The organism is Rhodococcus globerulus (genome assembly GCF_019334125.1).
Taxonomy (GTDB): Bacteria; Actinomycetota; Actinomycetes; order Mycobacteriales; family Mycobacteriaceae; genus Rhodococcus_F; species Rhodococcus_F globerula.
The window spans coordinates 2,379,366-2,394,851 of sequence record NZ_CP079698.1 but is presented as its reverse complement, the minus strand read 5'-3'; the positions used below and the strand labels follow the sequence as shown (position 1 = coordinate 2,394,851).

Here is a 15,486-nt window from a genome sequence, read left to right as displayed (position 1 = left end):
ACGGGCCTTTTTGTATTGCCAACACGCCAGATCGCGACTTCGAGTCCAGGTCTGAGCTGACGGCGCACTAGCGTCCCGATTCATGAAAACTCGTTGTGTACTGCTCGCGGCCGCTCTGGCTCTCGGTCTCACCGCGTGTGGAAACTCGGCCGGTACCGAGTCGACCGCGGCTTCGACGGCATCCGCCGAAGCCGGCGCCTTTCCGGTGACAGTCGACCACGCCTACGGTTCGACCACGATCGATGCCGAACCCATGCGGATCGTGACCATCGGATGGAGCAGCCAAGATTCAGTGCTTGCCCTGAACAAGGTGCCCGTCGCGATGGAGAGCTTCTCGGGCGACGGTGTCGAGAACAACATATTGCCTTGGGACGCTTCACTGTTGAACGGCGCGACGCCGGTTCTGATGACCACCAATCCGGATGTACCGTTCGAGCAGATCCTTGCCCTCGACCCCGACCTGATCCTTGCCGTGTATTCGGGGATCACCGCGGAGAAATATCAGCGACTCAGTGACATCGCGCCCACCGTCGCATTTCCCGATCAGCCCTGGGACACCGCCTGGGACAAGCAGATGAGCATGATCGGTGCAGCGCTCGGGCAGCCCGCACGCGCACAGGAGTTGATCGACGACACCGGGGCGTATTTCGAGCGGCAAGCCGCCGAGCATCCGCAATTCGAGGGCAAGACGGCAACATACGCGATGCGCACCGACGAGGGCCTGATCGTGTTCTGCAACACCGATCCTCGCATCCGACTGCTGGGTCAACTCGGGCTGAAGACCTCGCCCGGGGTCGACGCGGTGTGCACGTCCGGCGACAGTTCGGTGTCCGTGGGGATGGAGTCCATCGAAACCCTCGACGCGGACGTCTTCATTCTGGTTGACGCCGACGGCACCAATCTCGACAAGCTGATGGCCTTCGGTCCGTTTGCCAACATGACCTCGGTGTCGAACGGCCGGATCGTTCGCCTCGTCGGAATGGACTACGCGATGGCAACGTCAGCGCCGACGGTCTTGAGCGTCCCGTATGCGTTCGACGAGTTCATCGCTCAGCTTTCGGGGGCGCTCGACTGACTCTCAGGCTTACCGATTGCGGGCCTCCCTGATTGCGGGCGTCACTGATTGCGGGCGTCGTAAGACTCTTGTGACGCAATGATTGTCGGCACGCGGGATTCGAGCAATTCGATCAGGGCGGTGATCTTGCCGGCCACGTCTGCGCCGAGTTCGGTCAGGCTGTATTCCACTTTGGGCGGGATGGTTTCGAGCACTTCACGGTGCACGAGACCATCCCGCTCCAGTGTCTGCAGGGTCTGCGAGAGCATGCGCTCGCTGACGCCGTCGACGCGTCGACGTAGTGCGCTGAACCGGTAGGGGCCTTCGTGGAGTGCTGCCAATGCAAGTGCGCCCCAGCGGCCGGTTGCGTTCTGGAGCGCTGCCCGAGAATTGCATCCGCGAGCGAACACATCGGCCTCGAGGGTGGGATCCTGATCTGTTTCGGCAGCACAGGCAGGGGTATCGGTGCTGGTCATGTCCCCAGGTTACTACTAAACATACCGATAGCGCTAACTTTCCGGGTTGCACTTACGAATAATTAGTGCATGATGGTTGCAGAGCACATTTACGCTTCAACCTAAAACGGGAGTTCGCATGAGCATCGCAGTCACCGGAGCAACGGGAAACCTCGGACAACTTGTTGTCGAGGCACTGATCACGCGGGGAACACCCGCGTCGGACATCGTCGCCGTGGTTCGTAATCCGGAGAAGGCGGCGGATCTCGCAGCCCGCGGCGTGGTGGTTCGCAAGGCCGACTACACCGACGCCGCCGCATTGGAAGCGGCCTTTGCCGGCGTCGACAAAGTGGTGCTGATCTCGGGCAGTGAGGTGGGCCAGCGGCTTGCGCAGCACACAAACGTCATCAACGCAGCGAAAGCTGCGGGCGTTGGATTCATCGCGTACACAAGCATTTTGGACGCTCAGGATACGCCGATGAAGCTCGCAGCCGAGCACAAGGCAACCGAAGATGTTCTGGCTGCCAGCGGCATTGCCTTTGCGCTCCTGCGCAACGGTTGGTACTGGGAGAACTTCCTCAATGACCTGGCCGGCGTTATCGAGCGCGGCGCGGTGGCCGGAGCGGGCGCTGACGGAAAGATCGCCGCTGCATCGCGGGCCGACTACGCCGACGCTGCCGCAGTTGTCGTCACCACGGACGGCCACGAAGGCGCAGTCTACGAATTGGGTGGTGACGAGCGTCTGACGTATGCCCAGTTCGCGGAGAAGGTCAGCGAATTTGCCGGCAAGCCTGTCGTGTATCAGTTTGTGCCGGAGGAGGCATACAAGGGCATTCTCGAGAGCGTCGGACTGCCCGCCCCTGTCGCAGAGATTCTCGCGGATTCCGACGCTGCAATCGCCAAGGGAGCGCTGGACACCGAGTCCGGTGATCTGCAGAAGTTGATCGGCCGCGCCAGCACGCCGGTGGCTGAGGTTCTGAAGAAGGCGTAACCGCCGGTGCGCCTTTCTGGTAGCGGGAACTACCAGAAAGGCGCACAGGGGTTTACCCCATATGGACAGCGCCCTCAGCGGGGAGGTCGCCCTTCTTGGCGCGGACGAGCACCACAACGACGGGTGCGATGATCGCCAACAGGATTGCCGCCCAACCGAATGCGGCGGTGTATCCGGAGACCTCGGCGCCGAAGACGTAGTCGGTCATCGAGGCGATGAAGTCCTGCACCGGCTGGGGGAGCAGAGCCAATTCGTCGCCGGTCGGAACGGTCGCGTTCGACATGTCGACTGGAATGCCTTCCGGGGGGATCGGCGCCGCGTTGTCGGTGGTGAATGCAGACTTGGCCGACGCGTAGATCGTGGTGAAGAGTGCGGTTCCCAGTGCGCCGCCGATCTGCAGCGTTGCGTTGACGAGGGCGCTGGCTGCGCCGGCGTCGTGGTCGGGAACACCGATCAGTGCAAGGTTCTGCATGGGCACCATCAGCAGGCCCAAACCGAAGCCGAAGATGGCAAGACCCGGGAACACGTGGGTCCAGTAGGAGCTGTGGACCTCGATCTGAGTGAGCATGAGTAGTCCGACTGCGGCAACCAGGGGGCCGGCAACCATGAGCGGCTTGGGGCCGATCTTGGTGGACAGCTGGGCGGCGGCGGTGGATGCAAGCACGATGAAGAAGGCCATCGGCAGCGAGCCGACGCCGGCCATGACGGGGCTGAATCCGAGCACGATCTGCAGGTAGAACGTCAGGTACAACGTGCCGCCGAGAAGCGCTGCGCCGACGAGCATGGACCCGATCAGTGCGGCGCCGCGGTCGCGGTGCCACGGAACGCTCAGTGGCAGAAGCGGATTCTTGCTACGACTCTCGACGACCACGAACAGTGCCAGGAAGACCAAGCCCAAAGCGATGAACAGGAGGGTATCGGTCTGACCCCACCCGTGCTCGGCGCGCGTGAATCCGTAGACCAGGGATCCGAGTCCGAGTGCGATGAGGACGGCGCCGGGAAGGTCGTAGCTCGTGTCGCCGTGTGCCTTGGTTTCCTTGACGATCGGGACGGCAGCAGCAATCGCGATGAGCGCGATCGGAATGTTCACGAGCAGGCACCAGCGCCAGTCGACGTACTGAGTCAGGACGCCGCCGAGCAGCAGGCCGATCGCTGCGCCACCACCGGAAATCGCGCCGTAGACGGCAAAAGCCTTGGCGCGCTCCTTTTCTCCGATGAAGGTGGTGGTGAGCATCGAGAGCGCGGCGGGCGCGAGCAGTGCCGCGAAGACACCCTGCCCGGCGCGGGCGATGAAGAGTTCGATACCGGTCTGGGCGATCCCGCCGATGCCTGACGCCACGGCAAAGCCGGCCATGCCGACGATGAAGGAACGCTTACGTCCCCAGTAGTCGGCGATGCGGCCACCGAGCAGAAGCAGTGCGCCGAATGCCAGCGCGTACGAGGTGACAACCCAGGCGCGATCGAGGTCGCTGATTCCGAGTTCTGCCTGCGCGGCGGGCAGGGCGATGGAGACGATGGTGCCGTCGAGCACCACCATGAGTTGTGCAAACGCGACGATGCAGAGCACCAGCCAACGTCGTTGATGATTCGGGTTTTCGGAGATCGCCGGAGACGGCGGCGTTGCGCCGCTTTCGACGTCAGTGGTGGTCATCGTTACAAGGTAAGTGAGCGCTTCTTCGAGAGTCAAACGAAATAGTTCGTTCGGTTACGATAATCACTATGGCTCCCACAGATGTGACCGCAACGAAGCAGCGAATCCTTGACGCAGCGCTAGAAGAATTCGGCACCTACGGACTCGCCGGCGCACGGATCGATCGCATCGCGAAGAACGGCAACGCCAGCAAGGAACGGCTTTACGCGTACTTCGGTGACAAGGTGGCGCTCTTTCACGCCGTGCTCGACGCGGATTTTGTCGAAGCCATGGAATGCGTGGAGTGGGTGGGCGGGGACATGCCGCAGCATGCTGTCGAATTGTTCGATGCCATGACCCGAAAGCCGCACATCCAGCGCATGATGATCTGGGGCCAACTGCAAGGTGAAGGCCCGCGGATGCGTAAGCAAGCCGAAGAGCACTCCAGTTGGCTCCCGCGGATGGCTGCGATCCGCAAGGCTCAGGACGACGGCGGCATCGCAGCGCACTGGAATCCGGAAGACCTCATCACCTTGATCTTCGGCCTCGTCTTTGCTTGGGTGGTCGCACCCGGCATCATCGACAATCAATCCGTGGACGCGCAGGAACTCGCGCGCCGCCGTGAAGTGGTGCGGGAAGCGACAATTCGTATTTGCAAACCCTGATGGCCGGCTACGAAAAATCGCGTTGGACGCGCAACGTCGCGATAGTGGTAGCCAAGCCGTCGTATTGGGTGACCAGCAACGTGAATTCGATGAGCCGACGGTCGTCGAGGTGCTGGGACAACATGTTCCAGGTCACGTCGGTGACGTCTTTGGTGGTGACCAACTCGTCGACCGCGGTCAAGATCGCGTGGTGACGAGAACTCAACCCGGAAGCGTTGGGGCCCTCGATAATTCGGGCAAGCTCCTGGGCGTCGATTCCAGCCTTTCGGCCGAGCCTGATGTGGTGATCCATTTCGTAGTCGCACTGCCTCAGGTGTGCGACGCGCAGGATGATCAGTTCGGTGTCGTGGCGTGAGATCCTGCCGCCGGGCATCAGTGACCCGGAGTAGTGCAGCCAACCTCGGAACAGGCCGCCGGTCCGACCTAACGTGCTGAACAGGTGTGCGTCCGGTGCGCCCGCGGCTTTCGAGAGGACACGCCAGATTCCCCAGTTGATCGGGCCAAGTTCTTTGAATCGGCCTGGCCGGATGCGTGCGGTCATGACGCGTACTCCTCGAGTGTCGTGGGTTGATACGACGCTAACACTGCCCGGAATCGGATTGCGGCAACCAGCGCGGCAAGTGCCGCGAGAACGAGCATCGGTATCGACGGTCCCAGGCTCGGTTCGAGGACAACCAGCAAGACCGGCAGTCCGAAGCCGAGGTACGTGCCGACGTAGAAGATGCCCGTCAATGTTCCGCGGGCTGCCGGTGGCGCAAGGGTTTCGAGATCGAGGAGACCGCTACGCAAGCACAGGCCGTATGCGGTTCCGAGCGTGAGGGCGCACACGACAAACAGGGCAAGCGGCGGGTGGGCTCCGCCGGCTGCGACGAGGCAGTATCCGAGCGCGGCTGATCCGGCACCGGCGCTTCCGGCCTGCCTGCCCCAATCGCGATGACGGGCAATGGTTTGAACGATGATGCCCGCGCCGAGTGTGAGTGCTGCGGCTATTCCGGGGAGTAGTGGTCCGGAGTATCGATCGCCTAGTCGCGCGGACATCGTCACGAATGAGACTGTCGCACTGGCAAACACCCAGGGCGCGAGCGGTAGCGCCCAGATCAAGGCCGAGCGGACGGATCGTTCCCCGTCGGCCGGCAACGGGAGCACGGCCGAAGGTGAGGTCGGTGTTCGACTCCACATCGCCGCGGCGGCAACGGAACAGACGGACAGCAGTGCCGAGACGACAAAGGGCGTGGCCAAAGGAAAGGCCGCGAACTGGGCCATCAGGCCGGAGAACAAGGGGCCCAAGGCAAAACCGGAAGTGAGGACAACGCCGGCCATCACGGTTCCGGCTTTGCCGCGCAGATCAGCGGCCCAGGCTGTGCCGGCGCCGATTGCCAGACCGGCGCCGACGCCGACCACAAGACGGCCAACCAGGAGGCCGGAAGTGTTGTGCCACAGCAAGAGAAATACCGTGCCCAGCGACGCCACCAGAGCTCCTGGCAGGACAACGGCTGCTCGTCCGACACGATCGGACAGCACACCACCGGTCAACAGTCCGGGCAGCAGACCCAGCGCGTAGATGCCGAACACGCCGTCGAGAACGGCGTGCGAGAGTCCCTCGTGTTCCCGCAGTACCGGGATGAGGGAGGCAAAGTGGTTGGCGGCCCACCCCGTCGACAGAAGTACGGCAAGTACCGAGATGAACCCGCGACGGGATGGATCGCCCATGCCCCGCAGCTTAGGCGGGCACCAGGTTGCTGACGTCGGCGAGTAGTTCGAACGTGCGCAGCCACGCGGCGCGGTTGGTGCCGGTGGAGACGGTGATCAACTCGTCGGCCTGCGCGTGCTCGGTGAATTCGTCCAGGTACGTGCGGACTTCTGCGGGTGTGCCGACGGCGCTGTACCTGGCCATTTGCAGAACCTGTTGACCGGCGGGGGAGTCGAGCAACATGTCGGCCTCGTCGTCGGTGAACGTGCGGCCACGGCCGAGGAGCAAGCTGACGCGGTTGCGCTTGGATTCGAGGAACTCTTGCTGAGCCTGCTCGGTGGTATCGGCGGCGATGACATTGACGCCCGCGATCACGTACGGCTCCGCCAACTGTTCCGACGGCTTGAACTCCCGGCGGTAGATGGTCACGGCGTCGCGAAGAGCGTTAGGCGCGAAGTGTGACGCAAACGCGTAGGGAAGGCCGAGCATCGCGGCAAGTTTTGCGCCGAACAGTGACGAACCGAGGATGTAGAGGGGGACATGGGTGCCCTTGCCTGGCACCGCGCTGATGCCCGGAATGCGCGAGGTGTCGCCAAGATATCCCTGAAGTTCGAGGACATCCTGCGGGAAGCTGTCGGACGAACTGGGGTCGCGGCGCAGGGCCTGCATCGTCTTCTGATCACTGCCGGGTGCGCGTCCGAGGCCAAGATCTATGCGTCCGGGGTGCAGTGTCTCGAGTGTGCCGAACTGTTCGGCAATGGTGAGCGGTGCGTGGTTGGGGAGCATGATGCCACCAGCGCCAAGTCGGATCTTGGTGGTGTGAGCTGCAACGTGGCCGATCAGGACACTGGTCGCGGACGACGCGATGGAGCCCATGTTGTGGTGCTCGGCGTACCAGATTCGCTGGTAGCCCCACTCCTCGGCTCGCTGCGCCAGCGTGACACTGGCGTCGAAGCTGTCTTTGGCGGTCTCGTTCTGGCCGATGTGCGCAAGATCGAGGATGGAGAGTGGAACCGACATGAAGTGGGCACCTTTCGAGGCGGCAGAAAACAGTTGTTGTGAGGTGCAACCGCCGCGAGTGCATTCCTATTTCCTCACCACCCGAAAAATCGAAACGCGCCCTTCAGTATCGAACCGCACTCGCCAGTGCTGCCAACGACAATGCCTGCCGAGCGTGCTCGACAACCACGAGCCTGCCGTCGTCGATGTGCGCCCGCAACGACTCGAATGCTTGTGGCAACTTGTTGTCGAGAACAAGTTCAGCTATCGCGATGTGCTCGTCGATCGTCGCTTCGATCCCGGCCGGTGTCAGGTAGTCGAACATCCGTACCGGCCGGATTTTGGCATTGACGGTTGCCAAGGCCTCCGTCAGTGCGGGGTTTCCGGCCGATACAAGTAGTGCCGTGTGGAACTCCTCGTCGAGGGTGACAAAGCTGGAGTCCGGTTCGAGTGAATGGGTGCGCAACGCATACCACTTTTCGAGTTCAGCGCCCAGAATATCTGCGTCGTGCCGGGCGTACTCCGTGTCGATGACTCGGCGAATTCCCTGCAGTTCGAGCAATATTCGTAGCTCGTACAATCCGTTGAGATCTTCCAGGCGTGGCCGATACGGATACAGCCCATGCTCGCCGCGTTGAACCAAACCGTCGGATTGCAAGCGGGCCAGAGCTTCTCGCACCGGAGTTCTCGATACTCCGTAGATCTGCGCGAGTCGCTCCTCGCTCAGTCGTTCCGTCGGCGTGATCTTCCCGGCCATCAGATCGGCCCGGATCGACTGATACACCTGATCCCGCAGCGATCCGGTCGAATGTTCGACGGCGGACATGTCAGATGGCCATCGCTCGTCGGACGGCATCGGTGGATGTAGTGCCTCCCTCTCCGGTCGACGTCACATGACCGGCCGCGAGAACGCTGTAGTGCTGCGCTGACTGGAGCGCGAACCCGATGTGCTGTTCGACCAGGAGGACTCCGAGATCGCCGCGATTGGTGAGGTCGATGATGGTGCGTTCGATCTCGGCGACGACGTTGGGTTGGATGCCTTCGGTGGGTTCGTCGAGGATCAGAATCTTCGGTTCGGTGATGAGGGCGCGGGCGATGGCGAGTTGCTGTCGCTGCCCACCCGACAGCAAGCCGGCTCGGCGGTCGAGCAGTGTGGTCAGCGCGGGAAACATATCCAATGCTTCTGCAATCAGCGCCTTTCCGCGTTTGCGGCCGTCCGCGACAACCTGAAGGTTCTCGGCCGTGGTGAGTTGGCCGAAGGATTGTTGTCCTTGGGGGACATAGGCGAGGCCGCGGGTGACGCGGGCGCTCGGGCGCAGTGTCGTGATGTCTTCGCCGTTCAGGAGGATCGTTCCACTTGTCGGTTTGATCAACCCGACAGCGGCTCGGAGCAACGTCGTCTTTCCGGCGCCGTTGTGGCCCATGACGGCGGCGACACCGTTGCCCGGAACGGTGAGCGAGATTCCGTGGATGACCTCGGTGCGTCCGTATCCGGCGCGGACGTCCTTGATTTCAAGCATGATTCACTCCTCGCCGTGAGGCACAGCCGCAGCGGTGCCGAGGTAGACCTCTTGGACTTTGGGATCGGCCTGAACCTGCGCGACAGTTCCTTCCGCAAGAACCTTGCCTGCTGCGAGGACGGTGACCGAGGTGGCAAATGCTCGCATGAAGTCCATGTCGTGCTCGACGACAACCACGGTGCGCGCACCACCGATACGACGCAGGAGGTTGCCGGTTTCCTCGCGTTCTTCCAGGCTCATTCCGGCGACGGGTTCGTCGAGCAGAAGTACCGAACAGTTCTGTACCAGAAGCATTCCGATCTCGAGCCACTGCTTCTGCCCGTGCGCGAGGATTCCGGCGGGTGTATCGCGTAGAGCTTCGAGTCCGGTGGTTTCGAGGGCTTCCTCGATCTCGGGGAGAACGGATTTGCGGGTGCGCAGCAACTCCCACGGGGAGCGGCCCGCACCGGCAGCGATGTCCAGGTTTTGCAGAACGGAGAGTTCTTCGAAGACGCTGGCGGTCTGGAAGGTGCGCCCGACCCCGAGGCGGGCGATCTTGTGAACCTTCTTGCCCAGCAACTGTTCACCGGATTTGGTGATCGAACCCGTCGCCGGTACCAGTCCGGTGATGGCGTCGACAAGGGTGGTCTTTCCGGCGCCGTTGGGGCCGATCAGAAAGCGAAGGTCACCCTGCATCAGTGTCAGGTCCACACTGTCGACGGCCTTGAATCCGTCGAAGCTGACACTCAAGTTCCGCACTTCCAGGTATTCGGAGGACATTCCGGCATTGCCGCCCAATACGGGGTTCGGTGCGCTTGTGTCGGTTGTACCGGTGCTGGTCATACGGACACCTCCACAGTTTCCGGTTCGCTGATTTTCGGTGTTTCGGGGGTGGTCTTTTCACGCTTGCGGCGGTGGCGCAGGAGCGCAAAGAGTCCGGCGACTCCGGCGGGGAAGAACCCGACGACGACGATGAACATCAGACCCTGGGCATAGATCCAGCCGGACGGCATCTTCTCGGAGAAGGCCGACTGGGCCCAGGCAACACCGATGGCACCGAGCACGGGGCCGAGAAGCGTTGCGCGGCCGCCGATCGCCACGCCGATGAGGAAGGCGATGGAGGGAACGATTCCGACGTCGGCGGGGGAAATGATGCCGACGATGGGCACGAACAACGCTCCGGCGATACCGGCCAGGAATGCGGCGGTGACGTAGGCGACCAGCTTGATGTTTGCCGGGTCGTACCCGAGGAAGCGCACGCGCTCTTCCTGATCTCGCACTGCGACAAGCAGTTCACCGTAGCGTGAGTTCATCAGTTGCCGGATCAGGGCGACGGAGGCGAGGAGCACTCCGGAGGCGATGAAGAACAGCATCTGCTTGTTGGCGGGGTCGTTGAGGTTGAAGCCGAAGAACGTGCGGAAACGGTTGAGTCCGTTGCTGCCGCCGATGGTTTGCTGACCGATCAGCAGGATGGCGAATGCCGCGGCGAGAGCTTGCGAGAGGATCGCGAAGTATGCGCCCTTGACGCGTCGTTTGAAGACGCCGAGTCCGAGGAGAAACGCGACGGTCGCGGGCAGGAACAGTACCGCGAAGATCGCGACGAACGGGGAGGCAAACGGCTGCCAGTAACCGGGCAGTTCGGTCTTGCCGGCGATCGCCATGAAATCGGGTACCGCGTCACCTTTGAGTTCGGCGTCGGCGATCTTGAGGTGCATTGCCATGACGTAGGCGCCGATGCCGAAGAACACACCTTGGCCGAGGGTGAGCATTCCGCCTCTGCCCCACGCGAGTCCGATGCCCACTGCGACGATCGCGAAGCACAGGAACTTTCCCAGCAGGGAGAGTCGGAAGTCGGAGAGCACGGCTGGGGCAAGTCCGAACAGGATGATCGCGGCGAGCGCGAATCCGCCCCAGACCCGGATTCGGGGATTGGTCAGGACGCTCATACGAGGCTCCTTGTCTTGACTGCAAACAGTCCCTGGGGACGCACTTGGAGGAAGACGACGATGATGACGAACAAGATGACCTTGGCAATCGATGCGGTGGTGGAGTACTCGATGAAGGAGTTCAGAATGCCGAGTGCAAACGCGGCGATCACTGCGCCCTTCATCTGTCCGAGTCCGCCGACGACCACAACCAGGAACGCGTCGATCAGATACGACTGCCCGATGGTCGGGCTGGTGGAACCGATCAGGGTCAGGGCGACACCGGCAACGCCGGCGAGTCCGGATCCGAGGAAGAAGGTGGTGATATCGGTACGGCGGGAAGATATTCCGCTGGTCTCGGCCAGATCTCGGTTCTGGACTACGGCGCGGATGCGCCTACCCATCGACGACTGCTTGAGTGCCAGAGACAATGCGATCACCGCCGCGATTGCCAGCACCAGAATGAAGATGCGGGTTTTCGGAACTACGGCGCCGAAGATGTCGACACCGCCCGAAAGCCAGGACGGTGCGGTGGTGTTGACGGCAGGCGCACCGAAGATGTCGCGCGCCAACTGCTGAAGGATCAGTCCGACGCCGAACGTCACCAACAACGTGTCGAGCGGGCGGTGGTACATCCGTGACACCAGAAGCACTTCCAGGGCCACACCCATCAATCCGCCGACGATGAAACCGACCAGTAGAGAGATGATCAACGAACCGGTTGCATTGGAGATTACCTGCTGTACAACGTAGGCCGTGTACGAGCCGGCCATGATGAACTCGCCGTGGGCCATGTTGATGACACCCATTTGGCCAAACGTGAGCGATAGTCCCAATGCAGCCAACAACAGAATCGAGCCGATGCTCAAACCTGTGAACAGCTGTCCGATCACAACATCCATGACAGACGTTCCACCTCTCTACCAGTCGGTTTCATTGCGGTCAGGTTGTTACTTGCTGGCGCCGAGACCTGAGGCCCACGGGTAGCTCTCGAGGTACGGGTCGGGCTCGATCGGCTGACCGGAATCCCAGACGGTGTAGATCAGTCCATCGCTTCGGATTTCGCCGATGCGGGCGGTCTTGGTGATGTGATGGTTGTCGCCGTCGATGGTGACGAGGCCTTCGGGGGCTTCGAAGGTGACGCCGTCGGCGTTGTCCTGAATATCCTTGACAGCAAAGGAATTGGCTTTCTCGGCCGTGTTCTTCCACAGGTACACCGAGGTGTATGCAGCTTCCATGGGGTCGGACGTCGGCTTGTTCTGGCCGTACTTCGCCTTGTATGCCGCGACGAACTTGTTGTTCTCCGGGGTGTCGATGGTCTGGTAGTAGTTCCAGGCCGTCAGCTGTCCTTCGACGTTCTGCACGCCGATGCCGCCGACCTCTTCCTCTGCGATGGACACCGAGACAACAGGCATGTCGGCCGGCTTCAGCCCCACATTGGTGTACTCGCGGAAGAACGCGACGTTCGAATCGCCGTTGAGCGTGTTGAATACGGCGTCGGCGTCAGCCGTGCGCACCTTGTTGACGATGGTGGAGAAGTCGGTCGAACCGAGCGGCGTGTAGTCCTCGCCCTTGATCTCGATGCCGTTTGCTTCCGCGTACGCCTTGATGATGCGATTGGCGGTCTGTGGGAAGACGTAGTCACTTCCGACCAGGTAGAGGGACTTGACGCCCTTTTCCTTCAGGTAGTCCAGTGCCGGAATGATCTGCTGATTGGTCGTAGCGCCGGTATAGAAGATGTTCTTGGAATCCTCGAGGCCCTCGTACTGAACGGGGTAGTAGAGGAGCGAATTATTGTCTTCGAAGACCGGGAGCATGGCCTTACGGCTCGACGACGTCCAACCGCCGAAAACGGCTGCGACACAGTCGCTGCTGATGAGCTTCTCCGCCTTTTCTGCGAATACCGTCGGCTCGGATGCGCCGTCCTCGGCGACGATCTGAACCTTTTTGCCCAAAACGCCACCGGCGTCGTTGATCTCCTGAACTGCGAGTGCAATCGAATCGCGCACTGTCACTTCACTGATGGCCATGGTGCCGGACAACGAGTTGAGTGAACCGACCTTGATGGTGTCGCCGGAGGTGTCGACGCACGATGCTGCCGTGGTGTCTCCCGACGTCGTATCAGAGGCTTTGCTTCCGCAACCGGTGAGTACCAAACCCAGAGCTGCAAGAGCTGCCGGAGCGGCGAGGGTGCGCTTCGAGAAGGTTCGCATAGACGGGCCTTTCGTCTTCATGACTTCAGTACCTGCTTTTCGCCGACGTGCAAACAGGGGCGTGGCTACAGGTACATGGCTTCGGGGAACGGACTACCGGATGTGATGTATCCGGCTCGCGTATACGGCGTTGTATTCGTCGATGCGGATGAGCGTAGGGAGAACTTGTTTCTGAAAGAAATAGACTCGATCACCATCGTGTGTCCGATATGTCGGTTGGATGAACGAGTGCTCACTCCGCAGGTCAGAGCAGGCTCGGTGTTAGCATCCTCGATATTCGATCAAGCATTCGCTTGACGATTGATGAGGGGATTAGACCAGTGCGTTCGACCCGACGGGAAGAGATACTCACTCACGCGGCAAAATTGTTCAGCGAGCGTGGTATCGCGGCAACGACGGTGCGAGATATCGCCGACGAGGTCGGAATTCTGTCCGGAAGCCTCTATCACTACTTCGAATCCAAGGATGCGATGGCGCACGAAATAGTCGTGCGTTTCCTCGAAGATCTCAACATCAGATACGAGGACTCGATCGAACCTGGTGGATCAGCTCGCGACCGGTTGGCGTCCATGGTCGAGGTCTCGTTCAATACCGCGCTCGACCACCCGTACGCCACCGAGGTCTATCAAGGCGAAGCGATCCTGTCGTCCCAGCCATCCGACGCGCCGATCACCGTTGCGGTTCAGAAGGCGCACGGCTACTGGCGCACGGCAATTGCGAGTGGGATTGCAGACGGGGAGTTTCGCGAAGACATCGATCCTGAACAGTTTCATCGGTTGATGCGGGAGTCGGTGTGGTCGACGGTGGCTCAATACCGTTCACAGTTGGCCGAGCTGGCGCCGGAACTGCAGCGGAATTTGATCCTTGTGTTTCTCGACGGTTTTGCCCGCCGCGGAGACGGTTCCACAGCGCTCGCTCGGGTGAAGGTCAAGACTGACGATGTCGACGTTGCACCGCCGGTCGGTGAGGTTGCCGAACTGCGTTCGGACGTCGACGAGTTGAAGTCGGTGATCCGTGATCTGAGCACCGCGATTCGCGATCTGCAGGCCGAACAACGGGGCTGATCGCTCCCTGTTACGGCGGTTTTGACTATCTATGTGACCCAGTGCATACTTCTGCCCAGCGTCGTGAATCAAGCGCTTGTTTGATTTACCAAATGTCGTTTGGACAGGAGTGGGATGTGAGACTCGGGAAGGCAATAGCCTTAGCCGCGGCAGTCGTGCTCGGGGCAGGTGCGTGTGCATCTGCTGGAGTCATTCCGGACAACGAGATCGTGATCGGGCTGGACGAGGATTCGACGGGCCCCGGTGCGTCGTACAGCACCATCGCGGGCAAGACGGTCCGCCTCAGCGTCGACTTGATCAACCAGGCAGGTGGGATCAACGGCAAGCCCGTCCGCCTCGTTGTCGAGAATGACGAGAGCAGTCCCACCAAGACGCCGTCGATCATTCGTAAATTGGTCGATCAGGGCGCAAGTGCCGTCATTCTGGCGACCGGCAGCGGCTCGGTCCTGCAGGCGAAGTCGATTCTCGAGCAGTCGAAGATCCCGGCGATTGCACCCGTTGTCCTCAGCGACGCGTTTGCTTCCCCTCCGGGCAACGACTATTCGTTCATGATTCCCAACTCGCTCAAGCAATACGCCGAGGTGTATTGCGGAGCGTTCGAGAAGCTGGGCTACCGCTCACTCGGAATCCTCGGTGACGCAAGCGCTTCCATCGACGGCATCATCAAGACGCTGCGTCCGGCGCTGGAGAAGTGCGCAACGGTCACTGCCGTCGAGAAGGCTCCGGTAGACGCCGCGGACCTCACGGCGCAGGTGTCGCGACTCGCGGAGACGAAGCCTGACGCCATTCTTGTGGCCAGCATCGGTGGGCACTTCGAGATTCTGGCGCACAACACACTTTCGAAGATCGTTCCCGAGACGCAACGTTTCTCACTGGCTTCCATCGGAAACCAGCCGGCGTCGTGGGCTTTGGCCGATCCGAAGGCCCTGAGTGGCATGGTCTACATGGGATCGCTCAGTGCCGACAATGCGCGAACTGCGGAGTTGACCGAGAAGGTCCGGGCGGTCAAGGGCGCCGACTATCAGTTGACCGCCTACGACGCGCAATCGTACGACGCGGTCATGATGCTGGCGAAGGCCATCGAGATTGCCGGTGATCATCAGGACCGGACCGCCGTTCGTGATGCACTCCAGCAGGTTTCGGGTCTTCCCTCCAGTTTCGGCCAGGACGATTTGACACTGTCCTTCAGCCCAGGCGACCACTTGGCCCCGGACAGCCTGTGCGGACTGGTGCTCATCGAATTCGGTGACGACAACAAGCCCGCCCATCCGTGGGATTCCTATCAGCCCCCGTGCGGATAA

The 15,486-nt window shown here is 61.4% G+C and carries 16 protein-coding genes; 5 read left to right on the top strand and 11 right to left on the bottom strand.

All coding sequences use genetic code 11. From position 1 onward, the window contains the following. Positions 1 to 82 precede the first annotated feature (82 nt). Positions 83 to 1,075, top strand: coding sequence for an iron-siderophore ABC transporter substrate-binding protein (locus KYT97_RS10885; protein WP_095886771.1), 993 nt, complete (start codon positions 83 to 85; stop codon positions 1,073 to 1,075). Positions 1,076 to 1,116: 41 nt separating this feature from the next. Here the strand turns inward: KYT97_RS10885 and KYT97_RS10880 are convergent, their stop codons facing one another. Next, entirely contained in the window at positions 1,117 to 1,530 is a 414-nt protein-coding gene (locus KYT97_RS10880; RefSeq protein WP_033235565.1) for a winged helix-turn-helix transcriptional regulator, read from the bottom strand. Between the two features lie 118 nt (positions 1,531 to 1,648). Here KYT97_RS10880 and KYT97_RS10875 point away from each other — a divergent pair, with 118 nt between their 5' ends. Beyond that, the gene (locus KYT97_RS10875; RefSeq protein ID WP_172936339.1) at positions 1,649 to 2,500 is read left to right on the top strand and encodes an SDR family oxidoreductase; all 852 of its coding nucleotides are present in this window, start codon (positions 1,649 to 1,651) and stop codon (positions 2,498 to 2,500) included. Positions 2,501 to 2,552: 52 nt separating this feature from the next. Here the strand turns inward: KYT97_RS10875 and KYT97_RS10870 are convergent, their stop codons facing one another. Beyond that, a complete protein-coding gene (locus KYT97_RS10870; RefSeq protein ID WP_092802254.1) occupies positions 2,553 to 4,151 on the bottom strand; it encodes an MFS transporter in 1,599 nt (532 codons plus the stop codon). 68 nt (positions 4,152 to 4,219) lie between these two features. Between KYT97_RS10870 and KYT97_RS10865 the strand changes: the two genes are divergently transcribed. Then, positions 4,220 to 4,795: a TetR family transcriptional regulator gene (locus KYT97_RS10865; RefSeq protein ID WP_116101775.1), complete on the top strand. Its 576-nt coding sequence runs from the start codon at positions 4,220 to 4,222 to the stop codon at positions 4,793 to 4,795. A gap of 7 nt (positions 4,796 to 4,802) precedes the next feature. Here KYT97_RS10865 and KYT97_RS10860 read toward each other — a convergent pair whose 3' ends face one another. The 9 genes from KYT97_RS10860 to urtA all read right to left on the bottom strand — a co-directional run bounded on the left by KYT97_RS10860 (position 4,803) and on the right by urtA (position 13,121). Continuing rightward, entirely contained in the window at positions 4,803 to 5,336 is a 534-nt protein-coding gene (locus tag KYT97_RS10860) for a carboxymuconolactone decarboxylase family protein (RefSeq protein ID WP_033235561.1), read from the bottom strand. Then, complete coding sequence (locus KYT97_RS10855) at positions 5,333 to 6,505, bottom strand: MFS transporter (RefSeq protein WP_219112229.1); 1,173 nt, start codon at positions 6,503 to 6,505, stop codon at positions 5,333 to 5,335. The genes KYT97_RS10860 and KYT97_RS10855 overlap by 4 nt, the downstream gene beginning before the upstream one ends. Before the next feature lie 10 nt (positions 6,506 to 6,515). Further along, complete coding sequence (locus KYT97_RS10850; RefSeq protein WP_045063958.1) at positions 6,516 to 7,505, bottom strand: LLM class flavin-dependent oxidoreductase; 990 nt, start codon at positions 7,503 to 7,505, stop codon at positions 6,516 to 6,518. A gap of 103 nt (positions 7,506 to 7,608) precedes the next feature. Next, on the bottom strand, positions 7,609 to 8,310 hold the full coding sequence (locus KYT97_RS10845; protein WP_033235558.1) for a GntR family transcriptional regulator: 702 nt from the start codon (positions 8,308 to 8,310) through the stop codon (positions 7,609 to 7,611). Position 8,311: 1 nt separating this feature from the next. Further along, complete coding sequence (gene urtE / locus KYT97_RS10840; protein ID WP_033235557.1) at positions 8,312 to 9,004, bottom strand: urea ABC transporter ATP-binding subunit UrtE; 693 nt, start codon at positions 9,002 to 9,004, stop codon at positions 8,312 to 8,314. A 3-nt stretch (positions 9,005 to 9,007) separates the two neighbouring features. Further along, positions 9,008 to 9,826, bottom strand: coding sequence for an urea ABC transporter ATP-binding protein UrtD (gene urtD, locus KYT97_RS10835; RefSeq protein WP_033235556.1), 819 nt, complete (start codon positions 9,824 to 9,826; stop codon positions 9,008 to 9,010). Next, positions 9,823 to 10,929, bottom strand: a complete 1,107-nt coding sequence (gene urtC / locus KYT97_RS10830) for an urea ABC transporter permease subunit UrtC (RefSeq protein WP_033235555.1) — start codon at positions 10,927 to 10,929, stop codon at positions 9,823 to 9,825. The genes urtD and urtC overlap by 4 nt, the downstream gene beginning before the upstream one ends. After that, a complete protein-coding gene (gene urtB / locus KYT97_RS10825) occupies positions 10,926 to 11,810 on the bottom strand; it encodes an urea ABC transporter permease subunit UrtB (RefSeq protein ID WP_219112227.1) in 885 nt (294 codons plus the stop codon). Before urtB ends, urtC begins: the two co-directional genes overlap by 4 nt. 48 nt (positions 11,811 to 11,858) lie before the next feature. Then, positions 11,859 to 13,121 carry an urea ABC transporter substrate-binding protein gene (gene urtA / locus KYT97_RS10820; protein ID WP_033235553.1) on the bottom strand — a complete coding sequence of 421 codons (1,263 nt, stop codon included), beginning with the start codon at positions 13,119 to 13,121 and terminating at the stop codon, positions 11,859 to 11,861. A gap of 320 nt (positions 13,122 to 13,441) precedes the next feature. Between urtA and KYT97_RS10815 the strand changes: the two genes are divergently transcribed. Continuing rightward, entirely contained in the window at positions 13,442 to 14,185 is a 744-nt protein-coding gene (locus KYT97_RS10815; RefSeq protein WP_219112226.1) for a TetR/AcrR family transcriptional regulator, read from the top strand. 116 nt (positions 14,186 to 14,301) lie between these two features. After that, positions 14,302 to 15,486, top strand: coding sequence for an ABC transporter substrate-binding protein (locus KYT97_RS10810; RefSeq protein ID WP_092802227.1), 1,185 nt, complete (start codon positions 14,302 to 14,304; stop codon positions 15,484 to 15,486).